This is a genomic window from Streptomyces sp. NPDC002032, assembly GCF_042890765.1.
In the GTDB taxonomy this organism is placed as follows: Bacteria; Actinomycetota; Actinomycetes; order Streptomycetales; family Streptomycetaceae; genus Streptomyces.
Genome location: NZ_JBIASM010000003.1, coordinates 580,663 through 599,686 on the forward strand (window position 1 = coordinate 580,663; position 19,024 = coordinate 599,686).

At 74.5% G+C, this 19,024-nt stretch carries 14 protein-coding genes; 6 read left to right on the top strand and 8 right to left on the bottom strand.

Annotated elements, in window-relative coordinates:
* The first annotated feature begins 37 nt into the window (after window positions 1-37).
* Window positions 38-1,669 carry a helix-turn-helix domain-containing protein gene (locus tag ACFYYT_RS10805; RefSeq protein WP_351815886.1) on the top strand — a complete coding sequence of 544 codons (1,632 nt, stop codon included), beginning with the start codon at window positions 38-40 and terminating at the stop codon, window positions 1,667-1,669.
* 99 nt (window positions 1,670-1,768) lie between these two features.
* Here the strand turns inward: ACFYYT_RS10805 and sucD are convergent, their stop codons facing one another.
* The 5 genes from sucD to ACFYYT_RS10830 all read right to left on the bottom strand — a co-directional run bounded on the left by sucD (window position 1,769) and on the right by ACFYYT_RS10830 (window position 8,815).
* Window positions 1,769-2,659, bottom strand: coding sequence for a succinate--CoA ligase subunit alpha (gene sucD, locus ACFYYT_RS10810; protein WP_351815889.1), 891 nt, complete (start codon window positions 2,657-2,659; stop codon window positions 1,769-1,771).
* Between the two features lie 21 nt (window positions 2,660-2,680).
* Window positions 2,681-3,859, bottom strand: a complete 1,179-nt coding sequence (gene sucC, locus ACFYYT_RS10815; RefSeq protein WP_351815891.1) for an ADP-forming succinate--CoA ligase subunit beta — start codon at window positions 3,857-3,859, stop codon at window positions 2,681-2,683.
* Between the two features lie 266 nt (window positions 3,860-4,125).
* Window positions 4,126-5,289 (bottom strand): VWA domain-containing protein, encoded by a 1,164-nt coding sequence (locus tag ACFYYT_RS10820; RefSeq protein WP_351815894.1) that lies wholly within the window; start codon window positions 5,287-5,289, stop codon window positions 4,126-4,128.
* 89 nt (window positions 5,290-5,378) lie between these two features.
* A complete protein-coding gene (locus tag ACFYYT_RS10825; protein WP_351815897.1) occupies window positions 5,379-7,712 on the bottom strand; it encodes a DUF5682 family protein in 2,334 nt (777 codons plus the stop codon).
* Window positions 7,709-8,815 (bottom strand): AAA family ATPase, encoded by a 1,107-nt coding sequence (locus tag ACFYYT_RS10830; protein WP_351815900.1) that lies wholly within the window; start codon window positions 8,813-8,815, stop codon window positions 7,709-7,711. The genes ACFYYT_RS10825 and ACFYYT_RS10830 overlap by 4 nt, the downstream gene beginning before the upstream one ends.
* 134 nt (window positions 8,816-8,949) lie before the next feature.
* On the opposite strand from ACFYYT_RS10830, the gene ACFYYT_RS10835 reads away from it, so the two are divergent.
* Entirely contained in the window at window positions 8,950-10,320 is a 1,371-nt protein-coding gene (locus tag ACFYYT_RS10835; protein ID WP_351815903.1) for an SWIM zinc finger family protein, read from the top strand.
* A 334-nt stretch (window positions 10,321-10,654) separates the two neighbouring features.
* Window positions 10,655-12,250 (top strand): DUF5691 domain-containing protein, encoded by a 1,596-nt coding sequence (locus tag ACFYYT_RS10840; protein ID WP_388607476.1) that lies wholly within the window; start codon window positions 10,655-10,657, stop codon window positions 12,248-12,250.
* Between the two features lie 83 nt (window positions 12,251-12,333).
* On the opposite strand, the gene ACFYYT_RS10845 is transcribed toward ACFYYT_RS10840, so the two are convergent.
* Window positions 12,334-12,738, bottom strand: a complete 405-nt coding sequence (locus tag ACFYYT_RS10845; RefSeq protein WP_351826807.1) for a cobalamin B12-binding domain-containing protein — start codon at window positions 12,736-12,738, stop codon at window positions 12,334-12,336.
* 238 nt (window positions 12,739-12,976) lie between these two features.
* Here ACFYYT_RS10845 and ACFYYT_RS10850 point away from each other — a divergent pair, with 238 nt between their 5' ends.
* From ACFYYT_RS10850 to ACFYYT_RS10860, 3 genes are all read left to right on the top strand, one after another.
* Window positions 12,977-13,834, top strand: coding sequence for an alpha/beta fold hydrolase (locus tag ACFYYT_RS10850; protein ID WP_351826806.1), 858 nt, complete (start codon window positions 12,977-12,979; stop codon window positions 13,832-13,834).
* Window positions 13,835-13,921: 87 nt separating this feature from the next.
* A complete protein-coding gene (locus ACFYYT_RS10855; RefSeq protein ID WP_351826805.1) occupies window positions 13,922-14,293 on the top strand; it encodes a hypothetical protein in 372 nt (123 codons plus the stop codon).
* 85 nt (window positions 14,294-14,378) lie between these two features.
* Window positions 14,379-16,031, top strand: coding sequence for a M23 family metallopeptidase (locus tag ACFYYT_RS10860; RefSeq protein ID WP_388607480.1), 1,653 nt, complete (start codon window positions 14,379-14,381; stop codon window positions 16,029-16,031).
* Between the two features lie 16 nt (window positions 16,032-16,047).
* Here the strand turns inward: ACFYYT_RS10860 and pcrA are convergent, their stop codons facing one another.
* Together pcrA and ACFYYT_RS10870 are read right to left on the bottom strand one after the other, a co-directional pair.
* On the bottom strand, window positions 16,048-18,531 hold the full coding sequence (gene pcrA / locus ACFYYT_RS10865) for a DNA helicase PcrA (protein WP_351826804.1): 2,484 nt from the start codon (window positions 18,529-18,531) through the stop codon (window positions 16,048-16,050).
* A gap of 79 nt (window positions 18,532-18,610) precedes the next feature.
* Window positions 18,611-18,925: a helix-turn-helix domain-containing protein gene (locus ACFYYT_RS10870; protein WP_351826803.1), complete on the bottom strand. Its 315-nt coding sequence runs from the start codon at window positions 18,923-18,925 to the stop codon at window positions 18,611-18,613.
* Window positions 18,926-19,024 lie beyond the last annotated feature (99 nt).

A 19,024-nucleotide genomic window follows, 5' to 3' on the forward strand; every position in this document is an offset into this window, starting at 1 on the left:
TTATTGCCCAGGACTGCCGGGCCGCGGGGAGTGTGGCATGACACAAGGCGTCGAGACGACCTCCGACTCGGAGCTGGGCCTGCCCTCCCCCAAGGAACGCCGCAGGCTGCGCGAAGCGGCCCAGCTGAGCCACGAGGAGGTCGCGGCGACGGTCGGCGTCACCGCGGCCACCGTCCGCTCCTGGGAGACGGGCCGCACCGACCCGCGCGGGCGCAAGCGCGAGGCGTACGCCGCCCTGCTGGACCGCCTCGCAGCGGCGGACGCCGTTCCGGAGGCGGACACGCCCGACCTGAACGTCCCCGCCGCCGCCCCCGCGGCCCCGCCACCCCCGCCGGCGCCCCCCGAACCCCCCGCGCCCCCCGCGCCCGAGCCCGCAGAGCCCGCCGAGCCCGCCGAGCCCGCCGCCGAAGCCGCCCCCAGGACGGCCACCGGCGTACGGGCTTTCGCCACGGGCGGCGCCGCAGCGCGCCCCGGCCCCGGCGGCGCGAGCACCCGTCCCAGGGCGGCCGCCAAACGTGGGGCCCGGCCCCCCGTCTCCCTGACCCGGCACGAGACGAAGACCCCCGTCCGGACCGGCGGCGGGGGCGGGGGCGGCGGCCTGCCGGGCGGCCAGGACGGCCCCGCCCTCGCCGCACCCGCCCACCCGGCCGAGCCCATCGAGCCCATCGAGCCCATCGAGCCCGCCGAGCCCGCCACACCCGCCGAGTTCGCCACGCCCGCCGAACCCGCCGCACCGCCGGCCGCCGACGCCATGCCCGTCGTTCCGGACGCCCCCGCGCCCCCCGCCGAACCGGAAGCGCCGGACGCGCCGGAGGCCGCCGCGCCCCCCGCCGAGCCCGCGCAGCCCCGCCCCACCGAGCCCGCGCAGGCCTTCGACGTCCTCTACGCCCGCACCGCCCCCGCCCTGGTCCGCCAGGCCTACCTGCTGACCGGCCGCCGCGCCCTCGCGCAGCACGCGGTGGAGCAGGCGTTCCGTCAGGCCTGGGGCCGCTGGCCCGAGGTGGCCACCGACCCCGACCCCGTCGGCTGGGTCCGCGCCGCCGCGTACGAGTACGCCCTCTCCCCCTGGCACCGGCTCCGCCGCTCCCCGCGCGGCACGGAGAAGGCCCCGGCCGAGCCCGTCGACCGGATGCTGCTGGACGCCCTGCTCGACCTGCCGCCCGCGCACCGCCGGACCGTCCTGCTGTACGACGGCATCGGCCTCGACCTGCCCGACACGGCCGCCGAGACCGAGGCCAGCACGCCCGCCGCCGGAAACCGGCTGCTCCACGCGCACGCCGAGCTCGCCGAGCGGGTGCCCGGGCTGGTCGACGTACCGCCCGAGAAGCAGTCAGCCGTGCTGCGCGAGCTGCTCGGCTCCCTGCGGCCGTCCGTGCCGATGGAGCCGCGCCGCACGGCCGCCGCCGTACGGGTGCTCACCGAGACCCGGGCCCGGCGCTGGACGCGGGCCGCGCTCGGCCTGACCGCGGTCATCGCCGTGGCCACGGGGTACACCACCGTCACCGCGCCGGACCGGTACCTGCCCCCGCTCCCGCCCGGCACCAGCGTCTCCGGCGTCCCGCCGCACCCCGGACCGCAGCGGCTCACCGAACACGCCCGCCAGCTCCAGGACAAGCTGCGCGACGACCCGGCCGCCGGACCCGCCAGGGTCTCCCCGGCCCTGGAATGAGGCCGGAGCCGCCCGGCGGCGGTCCCGGAACGCGGAACGGGCGTGGCCCGCACCCCCCGGAAGGGGTGCGGGCCACGCCCGTTCACGCGGCGAACGCGCCTACTTGGCGGCGTTCAGGATCTCGCGCGCCAGCTTGGCGGTCTCGGTCGGCGTCTTGCCGACCTTGACGCCCGCGGCCTCAAGGGCTTCCTTCTTGGCCTGTGCGGTGCCGGAAGAACCCGAGACGATGGCGCCGGCGTGGCCCATGGTCTTGCCCTCGGGGGCGGTGAAGCCCGCGACGTAACCGACGACCGGCTTGGTGACGTGCTTCGCGATGAAGTCCGCCGCACGCTCCTCGGCGTCGCCGCCGATCTCGCCGATCATGACGATCAGGTCGGTGTCCGGGTCGGCCTCGAAGGCCTCCAGGGCGTCGATGTGCGTGGTGCCGATGACCGGGTCGCCACCGATGCCGACGGCGGAGGAGAAGCCGATGTCGCGCAGCTCGTACATCATCTGGTAGGTCAGCGTGCCCGACTTGGACACGAGACCGATGCGGCCGGGCTTGGTGATGTCGCCCGGGATGATGCCGGCGTTGGACTGGCCGGGGGTGATCAGACCCGGGCAGTTCGGGCCGATGATGCGGGTCTTGTTGCCCTTGGCGGACGCGTACGACCAGAAGGCGGCGGAGTCGTGCACCGCGATGCCCTCGGTGATGACGACGGCCAGCGGGATCTCGGCGTCGATCGCCTCGACCACGGCGGCCTTGGCGAAGGCCGGCGGGACGAAGAGGACGGAGACGTTGGCGCCCGTCTCCTTCATCGCCTCGGCGACGGAGCCGAAGACCGGGATCTCGGTGCCGTCGAAGTCGACGGTCGTGCCGGCCTTGCGCGGGTTCACGCCGCCGACGATGTTGGTGCCGTCAGCCAGCATCAGCTTGGTGTGCTTCATGCCCGTGGCACCGGTCATGCCCTGGACGATGACCTTGCTGTCCTTGTTGAGGAAGATAGCCATGTGAGTCTGTGACCTCTGCCCTTACTTCGCAGCCGCGAGCTCGGCGGCCTTGTCGGCCGCGCCGTCCATGGTGTCCACGCGCTGCACCAGCGGGTGGTTGGCGTCCGAGAGGATCTTGCGACCCAGTTCGGCGTTGTTGCCGTCGAGACGGACGACGAGCGGCTTGGTGACCGCCTCGCCCTTCTCCTCCAGCAGGGCCAGCGCCTGGACGATGCCGTTGGCGACCTCGTCACACGCGGTGATGCCACCGAAGACGTTGACGAAGACGGACTTGACGTCCGGGTCGCCGAGGATGATCTCGAGGCCGTTGGCCATGACGGCGGCGGAGGCGCCACCGCCGATGTCGAGGAAGTTGGCGGGCTTGACGCCGCCGTGGTTCTCACCGGCGTAGGCGACGACGTCGAGGGTGCTCATGACGAGACCCGCGCCGTTGCCGATGATGCCGACCTCACCGTCGAGCTTCACGTAGTTGAGGTTCTTCGCCTTGGCGGCGGCCTCCAGCGGGTTCGCGGCCGCGTGGTCCACGAACTCCTCGTGGCCCGGCTGGCGGAACTCGGCGTTCTCGTCGAGCGAGACCTTGCCGTCGAGGGCGATGACCTCGCCGGAGGCGACCTTCGCGAGCGGGTTGACCTCGACGAGGAGCGCGTCCTCGGCGATGAAGGTCTTCCACAGGGTCACGAGGACCTCGGCGACCTGCTCGGCGACCTCGGCCGGGAACTTCGCCAGGGCGACGATCTCGCGGGCCTTCTCGATGGTCACGCCCTCGTTGGCGTTCACCGGGACCTTGGCGAGCTTCTCCGGGGTCTCCTCGGCGACCTGCTCGATGTCCATGCCACCCGCGACCGAGGCCATGGCCAGGAAGGTGCGGTTGGTGCGGTCCAGCAGGTACGAGACGTAGTACTCCTCGAGGATCTCGGGAGCCGTCTCGGCGATCATCACCTTGTGGACCGTGTGGCCCTTGATGTCCATCCCCAGGATGTCCGTCGCACGGGCGACGGCCTCGTCCGGGGTGGCGGCCAGCTTGACGCCGCCGGCCTTGCCGCGGCCGCCGACCTTCACCTGGGCCTTGACGACCGACTTGCCGCCCAGCTTCTCGGTGGCCTCGCGAGCCGCCTCAGGCGTGTCGATGACTTCACCGGCCAGCACCGGTACACCGTGCTTGGCGAAGAGGTCCCTCGCCTGGTACTCGAACAGGTCCACGCGCGTCCGTCCCTTGTCTTAAAAGATTCGCAGTGATTCGCGGTTGTCTGCTATCTGCGTGGGCGTGCCGCGGAGGGCAACGTGACGGCGCTGTCACAAGGAAGGCGCACACGGTGACCGTGGACGCGGCATGTCCGTCTCGCAGGTTATCCCCGTGGGCCGTAGGTCCCTAAATCGCAGATCACACCTGAGCGGTGATACCTGTCACAGATCGCCTCACGGTTGAACTGCAAGTTCGTGTGATCTGCCGATTTGCGTCCGCGTCTTCACGTGGTCGGCGGAGGTATCGGCAGGGGCCGCTTCTCCAGTGCCGCCGCCATCACTTCCGGGAACAGGTCGGGGGTGCAGGCGAAGGCGGGGGCGCCGAGCGCGGCGAGGGCCGCCGCGTGCGCGTGGTCGTAGGCGGGCGCGCCCTCGTCGGAGAGGGCGAGCAGGGCCACGAACTCCACCCCGGCCGCCTTCATCGCGGCGACCCGCCTGATCATCTCGTCGCGTATCCCGCCCTCGTGGAGATCGCTGATCAGGACGACGACCGTGTCGGCGGGACGGGTGATCCGGGACTGGCAGTAGGCGAGGGCGCGGTTGATGTCGGTGCCGCCGCCCAGCTGGGCGGCGAAGAGCACGTCGACCGGGTCGTCGAGCTGCTCGGTGAGGTCGACGACGGCCGTGTCGAAGACGACCAGCCGGGTGGCGACCGAACGCATCGAGGCCAGCACCGCGCCGAAGACGGAGGCGTGGACGACGGAGGCCGCCATCGAACCCGACTGGTCGACGCAGAGCACGACCTCCTTGCGCACCGAACGGGCGGCCCGGCCGTACCCGACGAGGCGCTCCGGCACGACCGTGCGGTGCTCGGGCAGGTAGTTCTTCAGGTTGGCCCGGATCGTCCGGTTCCAGTCGATGTCCGCGTGCCGGGGCCGGGAGGTCCGCGCCGACCGGTCGAGGGCGCCCGTCACCGCGGCCCGGGTGCGCTCCGCAAGCCGCTCCTCCAGCCGCTCGACCACCGTGCGGACCACGGCCCGCGCCGTCTCCCGGGTGGTGTCGGGCATCGCCTTGTTCAGCGAGAGCAGGGTGGCGACCAGGTGGACGTCGGGCTCGACGGCCTCCAGCATCTCCGGCTCCAGCAGCAGCGCGGACAGGCCGAGCCGCTCGATGGCGTCCCGCTGCATGACCTGGACCACCGTCGTGGGGAAGTACGTACGGATGTCCCCGAGCCAGCGCGCCACGCGCGGGGCGGAACCCCCGAGCCCGGCGGAGCGCTCCGCCCGGTCCCCGCGTCCCGCGCCGGCGCCCCCGTACAGCGCTTCCAGCGCGCCGTCCATCGCGGCGTCCCGCCCGGTGGGCGCCCATCCGGTGCCGTCCGCCTCCCCGCCCCCGAGCACCAACCGCCACCGCCGCAGCCGCTCGGCTCCGGCCGTCGTGTCCGTCATCCGCCCCGCCCCCTCCGCCGTTCCCCGTCGGGGGCCGCGCCCCCCTGTCTTCCCCTCACCAGCACTACCGCCGCCCCCGGCCCGGCCCGTCAGGCCGGGGCGGCGGCGAGGAGCCCGCGGACCACCGCGGCCGCCGCGTCCGCGCGGCCGGGGTCGAGGTCCGGGGCGAAGCCCTCGGGAGCCGCGCGGGAGGTGGCCCGCCCGCCGGGGCCGCCGCCCGGCCCGCGCCGGACCAGCTCCCCCAGCGTGCGTCTCACACCGGCCTCGTACGCCCCGAACGTGCGCCGCAGCAGCGGCAGTACGCCGACGAAGGCCCGCTCCGGCACCGACACCAGCCAGGCGTCGATCAGGCCCAGCAGCCGCTCGTCGTGGACCAGCAGCGTGCCCCCGCCCGCGCCGCCGCCCGCGAAGCCCTCGATCCAGCCCGCCGCCTGCGCCGGGGCCACCGCCGGGGACAGCGCGAGCCCCATCAGCCGCGCCGGCTCCCCCTGCGCGAGCCGGCCGCCGTCCAGCAGCAGCCGGACGGCCCGGCCGCGGATCAGCCCCGGCACGGTCTCCCGCCCGGCCAGCTTCCGCAGCACCCCCGACCAGCGCTCCCGCAGCCCCGCGTCCGCGTCCCCGTCCGCGCCCCCGCCCGCGTCCGCCTCCGCGAGCAGGGCGACCGCCCCGTGCACGGCGTCGACGTGGTCCCGCAGGACGGCCGCCGCGTCGGCGTCGAGCCCGGCCGCGCAGGCGGGGGGCAGTGCCACGCAGATCCGCTCCGCGAGCCCGGCCGCGACGGTCCCCAGCGCCCGCGCGTCGGTCCCCCGGACGTCCCCGTACCGCAGCGCACGGGCCAGCGCGGGCAGTGCCGCCGCCAGCCGGCCCACATCGGTGTCGAGCGCGGCCCGGTCGGCCAGGGCCCGCAGCACGGCGGGCAGCGCCCGCGACAGCCCGGCCAGCAGGCACCGTTCGGCCAGCGCCGTGACCGCGGCCAGCTCCCCGGCCGCCGCGGCATCGGCCCGCGCCTTCGCGGTGGCCGCCCCGAGGACGGTGGTGCCCCAGATCCCGGCCTCGGCGACCCGGACCGACAGCTCCGGCTCCCAGCACAGCCGCCAGGTCTCGCGGAAGGTTCCCGTACCGCTCCGGGAGGGCGTCGGCACGCCCCAGTCCACGCCGAGCAGCCGCAGCCGGTGCAGCAGCAGGGACTTGGCCGCGTCGGTGTCCTTGCGCAGGTCCAGCTCCAGCTCGCGGCGCTGCGCCTCGGCCTTGAGCCGCAGCGAGCGCATCCGGCGGGTGAGGTCCCGCTGGAGCGGTACGGCGGGCGCGGTGTCCGGTACCTCGCCGAGCACGTCGCCGACGACGAGCCGGTCCTCGACCAGCGCGAGCGGTACGGCGGACCCGTCGCACATCACCGCCCGGACGGCCTCCAGCGTCTCGGCGAGGCCGGGCAGCGGGCGGCCGCGGACGGCGGCCAGGGCGGTGGCCAGCCGGACCGCCTCGATCACATGCGCCGGGGAGACCTGCCGGTCCTCCTCCCGCAGCAGCTCCGCGGCCTTCGTCAGCCAGCGCTCGACGGGCCGGTCCGGGGCCGCGAAGAGGTGCGCGTACCAGCCGGGCGAGGCGATGCCCGCGCCGTACCCGCCGGCCCGGGCGAGCCTGCGGTGGGTCCAGGGCACCCAGGTGGTCTCCACCCTGGTCTTGGGGAGCCCGGTGAGCAGGGCGCGGTCGGCCGCCGCCGTGGTCCGGGCGCGCAGCGCCGGGACGTGCCAGGCACCGCACACGACGGCGTACTCGTCGCCGAACTCCCGGCGGGCGGCGCGCATCTTCTGCCGCATGTACGCCTCGCGGAGCGCGTCGCGGGGGCGGCCGCCGTCACCGTGGGCCTCGCGCAGGGCCCCCATCGCCTCCGCGACCGCCTCGAAGACGGCCACGGGGTCCGGTGCCGCTCCCGGGTCCCGGTGCTCGACGACGTCCTCCCACCAGCGCTCCGGATCGTCGTACCCGGCGGTGCGGGCCAGCGCCGCGAGGGGGTCCACCGGCACGTCGCCGGCCCCGCCCGGCTCGGGCTCCCCCTCGCCCTCCCCGGCGGCCTCCGGCGGCCCGGGAGCCGGGGCCAGGGTGTGCGCGGCGGGCAGGTCGACGAAGCGGACCGGCACCTCCCGCCGCTGCGCCCAGCGCAGGGCGACCCACTCCGGGGAGAAGGCGGCGAACGGCCAGAACGCGGCCCGGGCGGGATCGTCCGCCGCGTGGACGAGCAGCGCGACGGGCGGGCGCATCCCGGGATCGGCGGCGAGCGGGAGCAACGCGTCCGCCTCGGGCGGCCCTTCGATCAGTACGGCCCGCGGCCGGGCGGCGTCGAGCGCGGCCCGGACCGACCGGGCGGAGCCGGGCCCGTGGTGGCGCACGCCCAGCAGCAGCGGCCCGGCGGCCCGCGGGCTCATGCCGTCACCTCCCGGCAGGCCCGGTAGAAGTCCTTCCAGCCGTCCCGCTCGCGGACGACGGTCTCCAGGTACTCCTGCCAGACGACGCGGTCGGCGGCCGGGTCCCGCACGACGGCGCCGAGGATGCCGGCGGCCACGTCGCCGGGGCGCAGGACGCCGTCGCCGAAGTGGGCGGCCAGCGCCAGCCCGCCGGTGACGACGGAGATGGCCTCGGCGGTGGAGAGGGTGCCGCTGGGCGACTTCACCTTGGTGCGGCCGTCACCGGTGACGCCCTCGCGCAGCTCCCGGAAGACGGTGACGACCCGGCGGATCTCCTCCAGCCCCTCGGGGGCCGCCGGGAGGTCCAGGGCCCGGCCCATCTGGTCGACGCGGCGGGCGACGATGCCGACCTCGGCGTCGGTGCTCGCGGGCAGCGGCAGCACCACCGTGTTGAAGCGGCGGCGCAGGGCGCTGGAGAGCTCGTTGACGCCGCGGTCGCGGTCGTTGGCGGTGGCGATGAGGTTGAAGCCGCGCACGGCCTGCACCTCCTGGCCGAGTTCCGGTATCGGGAGGGTCTTCTCGGACAGGACGGTGATGAGGCTGTCCTGGACGTCGGCGGGGATGCGGGTGAGTTCCTCGACGCGGGCGGTCATGCCGTCGGTCATGGCCCGCATGACGGGGCTGGGGACGAGGGCTTCGCGGCTCGGTCCGTGGGCGAGCAGGCGGGCGTAGTTCCAGCCGTAGCGGAGGGCTTCCTCGGGGGTGCCGGCGGTGCCCTGGACGAGGAGGGTGGAGTCCCCGCTGACGGCGGCGGCGAGGTGTTCGGACAGCCAGGTCTTGGCGGTGCCGGGGACGCCGAGGAGGAGCAGGGCGCGGTCGGTGGCGAGGGTGGTGACGGCGACTTCGACGATCCTGCGCGGGCCGACGTACTTGGGCGTGATGACGGTGCCGTCGCCGAGCGTGCCGCCGAGCAGGTAGGTGGCCACGGCCCACGGGGAGAGTTTCCAGCGGGCCGGGCGGGGCCGGTCGTCGGCGGCTTCCAGGGCTTTCAGTTCTTCCGCGAAGGCGTCTTCGGCATGCGGTCGCAGTGCCTCTGCGGCGGTGTCGGTTCCGGGCATGGTCATGGTCCCCCTCCAAGGCTCGTCGGCCGTTCCCGACCGCTTCCACCACGGTGCACCATGCCACTGACAACGCCCCCTCTGCGGGCCGTTGTTGCAGGTCAGAGCGATTGTCAGTGGGGGTCTCTACGGTGGTTTCCATGACTGGGCAGCAGCTCCGCCTGACGGTGGAACAGGTACTGGCTCTGGCATCCGACGAGGCATCGCGCACGGCGGGGGGAAAGCTGGGAGGGGAGGGGTCATGGACACTTACCGGAGGTTCCGCTTCCGGTTCGGTGTGGGGGGTGTGCAAGGGCAGCGGCAGGGTGCCGTACCGGACGGTCGTGGACCTGACGGGGCCGGCGTACACGTGCACGTGTCCGAGCCGGAAGTTCCCGTGCAAGCACGCGCTGGGGCTGCTGTTGCTCCAGGCGGCGCGGGCGGCGCGGGGGGCGCAAGAGGCGCGGGAGGCGCAAGAGCCCGCGCAGGCGCCGGACTGGGCCGCCGAGTGGCTGGCGGAGCGGGCGGCGAAGGCCGCGCGGGCCGCGGGCGGCCCGGCGCGGCCGGTGGACGCGGAGGCGGCCCGCAAGCGGGCCGAACGGCGGGCGGAGCGCGTGGGGGCGGGCGTCACCGAGCTGGAGCGCCGGCTCGCTGACGTGCTCCGCGAAGGGCTGGCCGGACAGGAGCGGACGGGCTACGCGGGCTGGGAGGAGACCGCCGCCCGGATGGTCGACGCCCAGGCCCCCGGACTGGCGGCCCGGGTACGGGAGTTGGGGGCAATACCCGGTTGCGGCGCCGGCTGGCCCGCCCGGATGCTTGAGGAGTTCGCGCTGCTGCACCTGCTGGACAGGGCCTGGCTGGGGGTGTCCGGGCTGCCGGAGCCGTTGGCCGCGACCGTCCGCAGCCGGGTGGGGCTGCCGTACTCGGCGGAGGGGGAGACCGTCCGGGACCACTGGCTCGTACTGGCCCAGTACGACTCGGTGTCCCCGGACGGCCGGCTCACCACCCGCCGGACGTGGCTGCGGGGGCTGGGGAGCGGGCGCCCGGCCCTGGTGCTGGACTTCGGGCCGCCCGGGCGGCCGCCGGAACTGGCGCTGCCCGTCGGACTGGTACTGGAGGCGCCCGCGCGCTTCCGGACCGGCTCGGCGGGACTCCGGGCGGATCTCGGGGACCGCACCGCCACGGCGGCGGCCGCCGTGGCTCCGGCCGGGGTGAGCACCGGGGAGGCGCTGGCCGCCTACGGGGCCGCGCTGCGGGAGGACCCGTGGCTGGAGTCCTGGCCGGTGGTCCTGGGCCCGGTGGTCCCGGTTCCGGGGGAAGCGGGCGAGGGGGGCTGGCAGATCGCGGACGCCGAAGGGACGTCCGCGCTGCCGGTGACGCTCGCCGGGGGCCGCTCCCGGTCCGGACTGTGGCAGCTGGCCGCCCTCTCGGGCGGCGGGCCCGTCACGGTCTTCGGGGAGTGCGGCCACCGCGGCTTCACCCCGCTGACGGCCTGGCACCCGCAGGGCGCGGAGCCGGTCGTCCTGGGGTGAGGGACGGCCCGGGGGGCCGTGCGCGGAAGAGGGGGCGGCGGGTCGGGGCCGGGGGGCCGGGACCACGAGGGACCGGAACGACCGGGATCCGCCGTGCACGACGAGTACCCCGGAACGGGGCGCGGGGGGCGCCGCCGTACGGGATGAGAAAGCCGGGGGGCTTTGTGATGGACGACAACCACGCCAGCTGAGGCATGCCCCGGTCCCGCGGAGGGGGCGGGACCGGGGCGCTTCACACACGCACACACACGCACACACGCACGCAGACACGCACGCACACGCAGACGCAGACGCAGACGCACCGACACACGGGACGACGAGGGAGGGGAATCCGATGAACGGCACGCGCCGGGCGGACGGCACGGCGGAACCGGTGGGCGACGGGGCCGGGGGCTGGGAGGAGCTGGTCGCGACCGCGCTGCTGGGCACCGAACGGCGCGGCGGCGCACCGGAGGCGCTGCTCGGCGCCGCGGCCGAGGCGACGCTGCGGCGCCGCGCCGGGCTGCGGCCCGCCGAGGCCGCCGCCCGGCCGCAGCCCGCACCGCCCGACCCCCGGCCGGCGCCGCCGGAGGCCGCCCGGCAGCGGCTCGCACAGCTGCTGGCCGGCCGCACCGGCGCGGCGTCCGGGGGCGGGCGCAGGGGGAGCGCCCCGGATCTGACGGAGTTGCTCCCGCAGTGGCTGGCGACGGCCGGCCGGCACGGCTACCGCGCACCGGAGGAGCTGGTCCCGGCCCTGCTGGACGCGGCCCGGGCCCGTACCGACCTGCGCCCGCGGGCCCTGGCCCTGGCCGGGGCCCGCGGGGTCTGGCTGGCCCGGCTCAATCCGGACTGGCGCTTCGCCCTGCGCGGGGCGGCGGGCGGCGCCGGGGAACTGCCGGACCCCGCCGACCGCGAGGGGGTGGCACGCCTCTGGGCGGAGGGGCTGTTCGCGGAGCGGGTCGCCCTGCTGGGCTCCGTACGGGCGCACGCGCCGGCGGAGGCGACCCGGCTGCTGGCCACCACCTGGGCCACCGAACGGGCCGAGGACCGGCTGATGTTCCTCGATTCGCTGCGGGCGGGCCTCTCGGCGGCGGACGAGCCCTTCCTGGAGGCGGCCCTGGACGACCGCAGCCGCAACGTCCGCGCGACGGCCGCCGAACTCCTGTCGGCGCTGCCGGGTTCGGCACTGGCCGCACGGATGGCGGAGCGGGCGCTGGCCTGCGTGGGTCCGGGTACGGTCGATCCGCCCGCGGAGTGCGATGCGGGGATGCTGCGCGACGGGGTGGTCGAACGCCCGCCCGCGGGGCGCGGGGAACGGGCCTGGTGGCTGGGCCAGCTGGTGGAGGCCGCCCCGCTGGAGTGCTGGCGGGAGCGGTTCGGCGGCCTGGCCCCGGCGCGGATCGTGGCGTTCCCGGTGCCCGGGGGCTGGGCGGAGGAACTGCACGCGGCCTGGTGCCGGGCGGCGGTGCGCCAGCGTGACGCGCTGTGGTCCAAGGCTCTCCTGGGCCCGGCGTCCGCCCCGCCCGCCGCCGGTCCGGGGACGGCCTCGCTGGCGGAGCGGGCGAGGCTGCTGGAGACGCTGCCGCAGGACGAACGCGCGTCCTGGGTGGCGGAGTTCATACGCTGCCACGGCCTCTCGGAGGCCTTCCAGCTGCTCGGCGTGTGCCGGGTGCCCTGGGCGGGGCCGCTGGGCCGGGCCGTGGTCGACGCCCTCGACGCGGCCCGCGAGGCGGGCAGTTACCCGTGGAGCTTCAGCGGGGTGATGGGCCTGGCGGAACGCTGCCTCGACCCGGCGGAGGCCGCCCGCCTGGCCACCCTGACCGCCATCGCCGAACCGCCCTGCGACGCCGCGCCGGGGGCTGACGCGTACTGGGCGGAGGCCTTCCAGCGCCTGGTCTCCACCCTCCGTCTGCGCGCCACGATGCTCGCCGAACTCACCCCGCCCGTCTGAGCCCCGTCGGGCACGGCCGCGCGCCGGCCGCCCGTGCCCGACGGGGCCGACGGGGCCGACAGGGCCTACGGGCCCGAAGGGGCCTACGCCTGACGGACGTTGGCGTTGACCCAGTCGACGATCGCGGTGGTGGTGGCGCCGGGGGTGAAGATCTCGGCGACGCCCTTGGCCTTGAGGGGGGCGATGTCGTCCTCGGGGATGATGCCGCCGCCGAAGACCTTGATGTCCTCGGCGTCGCGCTCCCTGAGGAGTTCGATGACGCGCGCGAACAGCGTGTTGTGCGCGCCGGAGAGGATCGAGAGGCCGATGGCGTCCGCGTCCTCCTGGATGGCGGTGTCGACGATCTGCTCGGGGGTCTGGTGGAGGCCGGTGTAGATGACCTCCATGCCCGCGTCCCGCAGCGCCCGCGCGATCACCTTGGCCCCGCGGTCGTGGCCGTCGAGACCCGGCTTGGCCACCACCACACGGATCGGACCGGTCACACCCATCGCACTGCCTCCCGAGTGAACGAACGTTAAGTACAGCATTGCGCACGGCACCGTTTCACGGTCAACCACGAGGGGGAAATCACACGGGGGAGCCCGCTGATTCACCACCGCCAGGTCGCCCCGTCACCGCGCCGACAGCCGCACGGCACGGTGACGGGGCCTCGTCGGCACCACGGCCCCGCACCCGAGAGGCCCGCGCCCATGAGGCCGGAGCCCGAAAGGTCCAGGGGAGGCCGTCATGGGGCTGACGCTCGCGCCGCTGCCCGTATCGCGCACGGGGGCCGCCGTCCGGGCCGCCGTGCTGGAGGCACTGGTGCTCGCCGGGCACCTGCTCCTCTACCCCACCGGCGTCCGCGCCGAGACCCCCGGGCCCGCCCCGGCCGCCGGCGTCCAGCTGCCGCCCGTGCTGCTCCTGCACGGCTTCACCGACAACCGTTCGGTCTTCGTCCTGCTGCGCCGTGCCCTCGGCGCGGGCGGCCTGCGCCGCGTGGAGACGTACAACTACTCCCCCTTCACGCGGGACCTGCGCGTCACCGCCCGGCACCTCGGCCGGCGCGTCGAGGAGCTGTGCGAGCGGTCCGGGCAGGACCGGGTGGACCTCGTCGGCCACAGCCTGGGCGGGCTGGTCGCGCGGTACTACGTCCAGCGCCTGGGCGGGGACGCGCGCGTGCGGACGCTGGTCACCCTGGGCACCCCGCACGACGGCACCCGCGTGGCCCCGTTCATGGACGCGCACCCGCTGGTCCGCCAGATGCGCCCGGAGTCGGCCGTGATGGCCGAGCTGCGGGCACCGGTACCGGGCTGCCGGACCCGCTGCGTCGCGTTCTGGAGCGAGTTCGACGCACTGATGGCGCCCGCCGGCACCGCCCGCCTGGACCATCCGGACCTGGACGCGACGAACATCCAGGTCATGGGCATCGGCCACCTCGCCCTGCCCGTCCACCCCACCGTCATCACCGCCGTCCGGCGCGCCCTCGACGGGCCGGTCCGCGCCGCGGACACCGCGGAATCCCCGGACCCGGCGGGGGACGCCACGGCCCGCCCCACGGGAAACCTCCGCCCCACGGGAACCGAAGGCCAGGGCCCGGTCATCTGAGCCTGCGAAGGGTGCACGCCCCGGGGACGCGCCGGGGCGGGCACACCGGGGAGGGCACCCCGGAGAGGGCAGATGGCGGGAGGGCACATGGGGAGCGACGCCGCGCCGCGCCGCGGCGGCCGGTCGGCCGCACTGGCGAACCTGGCCCTCGGCGTGCCCGCCGTCATCCCGCTCTACTGCCTGTGGTGGGTGGCGACGGAGTACCTGCTTATGGACTGCCACAGCACGGCCGACCTCGCCGACCCGGGCCTGCGCAACTGCGACTTCCACACCCTCGACCACTCCACGGGCGTCCTGTTCCTGCTGGTGGTGACGGGCGTGCTGATGCTCGGTGCGGTCCTCGTCGTCGACGCGGTCCTGCCGCCGAAGGAGCGGCGCCACCTGTGGCTGCGCTCCGCGGCGCTCATACCGGTGCCCTTCGCCCTGCTGCTGGCGCTGGCCACCTTCACCACCGACTGATTTCGGCGCCGGCCGACTCCCGAACTCGAACATATTTCGAACTCCAGGCCAAGGCTGAGTGTTCCGGCGACCGAAAGGCCGCCGAATGCCCGGTTCCCGCCCGACGGGACCCCGCCGAAGATTGTCGTGGCGAGTAACCGGCGGGTACAGTCACGCCACTGCTCTCCTCCGTGGAACCTTGAGTTCCCCGGCCACCCAGGCCCCCACTGCCGAGGCGAAAGAGAAGTTGGTGAACGACCGCCCGACGTCGGGCCAGTACCCCGAAATGGGATACGACGGCCTTTCCACCACCACTTTCGCTGGTGACCAGCCATATGTTTCCTATGAAACACAGGGTCAGGGCTACCAGTACGTCACGGACTACGCCACCGGCGGCGGTTACGACCCGTCCACCGCGACCGGTTCGTACGACACCACCGCGTGGACCTCGCAGGAGACCTACCTCTCCAGCGTCCCGGCCCAGACCGTCCCCGAGGACGCCACCGGGTCGTGGGACACCGGCGCCTGGTCCCAGCCGCAGTCCGCCTACCAGGCCCCCGCCTTCGGTTACGACCCCAACGGCGCGGAGCAGACCGGGCAGTGGACCCTTCCCGGCTACGGGCAGGACACCGGCAGCTACGACGCCACCGCCTGGAACGGCGGCGGCGCCGCGCAGTGCGCCGCCGGCCCCTACGCCGGCTACGAGGCCACGACGGTCGTCCCGGCCGTCACCGAGGCCGGCCCGGGCGTCGATCCGTACGCGTTCGCCGCCGAGGAGACCTCCGTCTTCGAGCCCCTCTCCCTCCCGGCCGAGGGCGGATTCGAGGCCGGGTTCGAGGCCGGGTCCGAGCGTGAGCCGGTCTTCACCGACGCCGTGCACGACCTGCCCACGCAGACCATGCCCGTCACCCCCGCCGAGCCGCGCTCCGCGCGCCGCGCCGCCGGCAAGAAGGACGCCAAGAAGGACGTCAGGGGCAAGGACGTCAAGAACACCGCCAAGGGCGGCGCGGCCGGCAACAGCCGCCGCCGCACCCCCGCCAAGCGGTCCGCCCTGCTGACCGTGGCCGTCCCCTCCGCCTGTGTGATGGGCGTCGCGGGAGTCGCCGCCGCCTCCGTCGGCGGGCTCACCGGCACCGACAAGCCGGCCGAGCAGCCGACCACCATGGCCGCCGCCGACCCGGCCTCGGTGAAGCCGGTCGCGGCGAACAACAAGCTCGACACCCAGCTGGCCGCGCTCAGCGCCGACGCGGGCGATTTCGCCGACCGGGCGAGCCGCACGCAGGAGCGCATCGACCTCAAGCAGCGCCAGGACGAAGAGAAGAAGAAGCGGGCCGAGGAGGCGGCGGCCAAGGAGGCCGCCCGCCCCAAGTTCGCGATCCCGGTCACCCAGCACGGCCTGAGCGCCGGCTTCGGCCAGGCCGGCGGCATGTGGATGTCGGTGCACACCGGCATCGACTTCCCGGTGTCCTACGGGACCCCGGTCATGGCCGCCACCGACGGCACCGTCCGCACCCAGTGGAACAGCGCCTACGGCAACATGGCCATAGTGACCTCGCCCGACGGCACCGAGACCTGGTACTGCCACCTCAGCAGCACCAAGATCCGGTCCGGCAAGGTCAAGGCCGGCGACGTCATCGCCTACTCGGGCAACTCCGGCAACTCCACCGGCCCGCACCTGCACTTCGAGGTGCGGCCCGGCGCGGGCGCCGCGATCGACCCCCTGTCGTGGCTGCGCAGCCACGACCTGGACCCGACGTAGGCCCCGCCAGGCCCCGCTAGAGCTTCTGCACCGGCGCGTAGCGCAGCAGCAGCCGCTTCGGCTTGTCGTCCCCGAAGTCGATGGTGGCCTGCGCGTCCGCCCCGGCCCCCCGGACCTCCATGACGGTGCCGAGCCCGAACTGGTCGTGCGTCACCCGGTCCCCGACGACGAGCGCGATGACCGGCTTGTCGGTGGCCCGGCGCGTGGCGAACCCGGACGGGCCGGACTTCGTGCGCGACGAGGACAGGAACGCCTCGGGCGACTGCCCGAACGAGGCCTTGCCGCCGCCCGGACCCGATCCGTAGCCGGAGCTCCGCATCGGCCCGGCGGGCTTCTGCGAGGCGCCGGTCCGCTTCCACTGGAGGTACTCGGCCGGGATCTCCTCCAGGAACCGCGAGGGCGGGTTGTACGAGGGGGTGCCCCATGCGCTGCGCATGCCGGACCGGGTCAGGTACAGCCGCTCGCGGGCGCGCGTGATGCCGACGTAGGCGAGGCGGCGCTCCTCCTCCAGCTCCTTGGTCTGGCCCAGCGCGCGCATGTGCGGGAAGACCCCGTCCTCCATGCCGGTCAGGAAGACCACCGGGAATTCGAGGCCCTTGGCGGTGTGCAGGGTCATCAGGGTGATGACTCCGCTGCCGTCCTCGTCCTCGTCGGGGATCTGGTCGGAGTCGGCGACGAGCGCGACCTGTTCCAGGAACTCGGCCAGGGTGCCCGGGTTGGACTCGTCCCGGGCCTGCTCGAACTCCAGGGCCACGGCGGCGAGTTCCTGGAGGTTCTCGATGCGCGTCTCGTCCTGCGGGTCGGTGGAGGCCTGGAGTTCGGCGAGGTACCCCGTGCGCTCCAGCACCGCCTCCAGCACGACGGCCGGGCCCGCGCCGGAGTCGACGATGGTGCGCAGCTCCTCCATCAGCACGTTGAACCGCTTGACGGCGTTGGTGGAGCGGGCGGCCATGCCGAAGGCCTCGTCCACGCGGCGCAGGGCCTGCGGGAAGGTGATCTTCTCGCGCAGTGCGAGCGCGTCGATCATCGCTTCGGCGCGGTCGCCGATGCCGCGCTTGGGCACGTTGAGGATGCGGCGCAGCGGGACGTTGTCCTCGGGGTTGGCCAGCACGCGCAGGTACGCGAGGACGTCGCGGACCTCCTTGCGCTCGTAGAAGCGGACGCCGCCGACGACCTTGTAGGGCAGTCCGACGCGGATGAAGATCTCCTCGAACACACGGGACTGGGCGTTGGTCCGGTAGAAGATCGCGACATCGCCGGCCTTGGCGTCGCCCGCGTCGGTGAGCCGGTCGATCTCGTCGGCGACGAACTGGGCCTCGTCGTGCTCGGTGTCCGCGACGTAGCCGGTGATCACCGAGCCCGAGCCGGCCTGGGTCCACAGGTTCTTCGCGCGGCGGTTCTCGTTGCGCTCGATGACCGCGTTGGCCGCCGACAGGATCGTCTGCGTGGAGCGGTAGTTCTGCTCCAGCAGGATCGTCGTCGCGTCCTTGTAGTCCTCCTCGAACTGGAGGATGTTGCGGATGGTCGCGCCGCGGAAGGCGTAGATCGACTGGTCGGCGTCACCCACCACGCAGAGCTCGGCGGGCGGCAGGTCCGGGTAGCCGGGGCCGACGAGCTCGCGCACGAGGGTGTACTGGGCGTGGTTGGTGTCCTGGTACTCGTCGACCAGCACGTGGCGGAAGCGCCGCCGGTAGTGCTCGGCGACCTCGGGGAAGGCCTGGAGCAGGTGGACGGTGGTCATGATGATGTCGTCGAAGTCGAGCGCGTTGGCCTCGCGCAGCCGCCCCTGGTACATCGCGTATGCCTGGGCGAGGGTCTTCTCGAAGCCGTCCACCGCCTGGCCGGCGAAGGCGTCCTCGTCGATGAGCTCGTTCTTCAGGTTCGAGATCTTGGCGTTGAAGGCCTTCGGCGGGAACTTCTTCGGGTCCAGGTCCAGGTCGCGGCAGACGAGCGCCATCAGGCGCTTCGAGTCGGCCGCGTCGTAGATCGAGAAGGAGGAGGTGAAGCCGAGCCGCTTCGACTCGCGGCGCAGGATCCGTACGCAGGCGCTGTGGAAGGTGGAGACCCACATGGCGTTCGCGCGCGGGCCGACCAGGCTCTCGACGCGCTCCTTCATCTCACCGGCGGCCTTGTTGGTGAAGGTGATCGCCAGGATCTGGCCGGGGTGGACCTGCCGCGCGGACAGCAGGTGGCCGATGCGGTGGGTCAGGACCCGGGTCTTGCCGGAGCCGGCGCCGGCGACGATGAGCAGCGGCGTGCCCGCGTGCACCACGGCCGCGGCCTGCTCCTCGTTGAGCCCGTCCAGGAGCGCCGCCGGGTCGATGACCGGCTTGGGGGCACCGTCGCGGTAGTACGCGTCCCCGCTCATGGGTACGTCGAACCGGCCCCCGAAGAGGTCGTCCGCGCCCGGCTCCGGGGCGGGGTGGTCCTCGGGCGGCGGCGGGACGTCGTCGGTGGGGCCGAGGTCCGCCAGGAAGCTGTCGTCAAAGAGGCTGCTCATCGCCTTCCGAGTTTAGGGGGCGCGACCGACAGCCGGTCCCGCCCCCGGAAAATCGTCCGGGATCCGTACGGGCGGACGCCTAGCGGCAGGCCAGTACGAGGTCCAGCAGGCCCGGGAAGCGGCGGTCGAGGTCCGCCCGGCGCAGGGCGAGCAGGTGCTTGCGGCCCCGCGGGTGCTGGAGGATCACACCGCTCTCGCGCAGGGTCCTGATGTGGTGGGTGACGCTGGAGCGGGGCAGGTCGGGCACCACGTCCCCGCAGCAGGACTCCTCGGCGGCGGCCAGCCTGCGGACGATCTCCAGCCGGGCGGGGTGCCCCAGCGCCGCGAGGACGGCGGCCAGCTCGATCCGGTCGGCTGCGGGGTGGGTCGGCTCGGCGGCGGGGGCGGGCGGCATGGGTTCACCCTACGCAGGTCCCGTACGCTCCGGCCCCGGTCCGCGGGAGCCCGGCGGGGGCCGGTGCGGGCGGGGCGAGCACCGCCGTCGGGGCGCCGG

Excerpts from the sequence above, each read along its gene's own strand:
- ACFYYT_RS10805 (WP_351815886.1), top strand. The coding sequence starts at position 38 with ATGACACAAGGCGTCGAGACGACCTCCGACTCGGAGCTGGGCCTGCCC.
- sucD (WP_351815889.1), bottom strand. The coding sequence starts at position 2,659 with ATGGCTATCTTCCTCAACAAGGACAGCAAGGTCATCGTCCAGGGCATG.
- ACFYYT_RS10820 (WP_351815894.1), bottom strand. The coding sequence starts at position 5,289 with ATGACGGACACGACGGCCGGAGCCGAGCGGCTGCGGCGGTGGCGGTTG.
- ACFYYT_RS10825 (WP_351815897.1), bottom strand. The coding sequence starts at position 7,712 with ATGAGCCCGCGGGCCGCCGGGCCGCTGCTGCTGGGCGTGCGCCACCAC.
- ACFYYT_RS10830 (WP_351815900.1), bottom strand. The coding sequence starts at position 8,815 with ATGACCATGCCCGGAACCGACACCGCCGCAGAGGCACTGCGACCGCAT.
- ACFYYT_RS10835 (WP_351815903.1), top strand. The coding sequence starts at position 8,950 with ATGACTGGGCAGCAGCTCCGCCTGACGGTGGAACAGGTACTGGCTCTG.
- ACFYYT_RS10840 (WP_388607476.1), top strand. The coding sequence starts at position 10,655 with ATGAACGGCACGCGCCGGGCGGACGGCACGGCGGAACCGGTGGGCGAC.
- ACFYYT_RS10845 (WP_351826807.1), bottom strand. The coding sequence starts at position 12,738 with ATGGGTGTGACCGGTCCGATCCGTGTGGTGGTGGCCAAGCCGGGTCTC.
- ACFYYT_RS10850 (WP_351826806.1), top strand. The coding sequence starts at position 12,977 with ATGGGGCTGACGCTCGCGCCGCTGCCCGTATCGCGCACGGGGGCCGCC.
- ACFYYT_RS10855 (WP_351826805.1), top strand. The coding sequence starts at position 13,922 with ATGGGGAGCGACGCCGCGCCGCGCCGCGGCGGCCGGTCGGCCGCACTG.
- ACFYYT_RS10860 (WP_388607480.1), top strand. The coding sequence starts at position 14,379 with ATGCCCGGTTCCCGCCCGACGGGACCCCGCCGAAGATTGTCGTGGCGA.
- pcrA (WP_351826804.1), bottom strand. The coding sequence starts at position 18,531 with ATGAGCAGCCTCTTTGACGACAGCTTCCTGGCGGACCTCGGCCCCACC.
- ACFYYT_RS10870 (WP_351826803.1), bottom strand. The coding sequence starts at position 18,925 with ATGCCGCCCGCCCCCGCCGCCGAGCCGACCCACCCCGCAGCCGACCGG.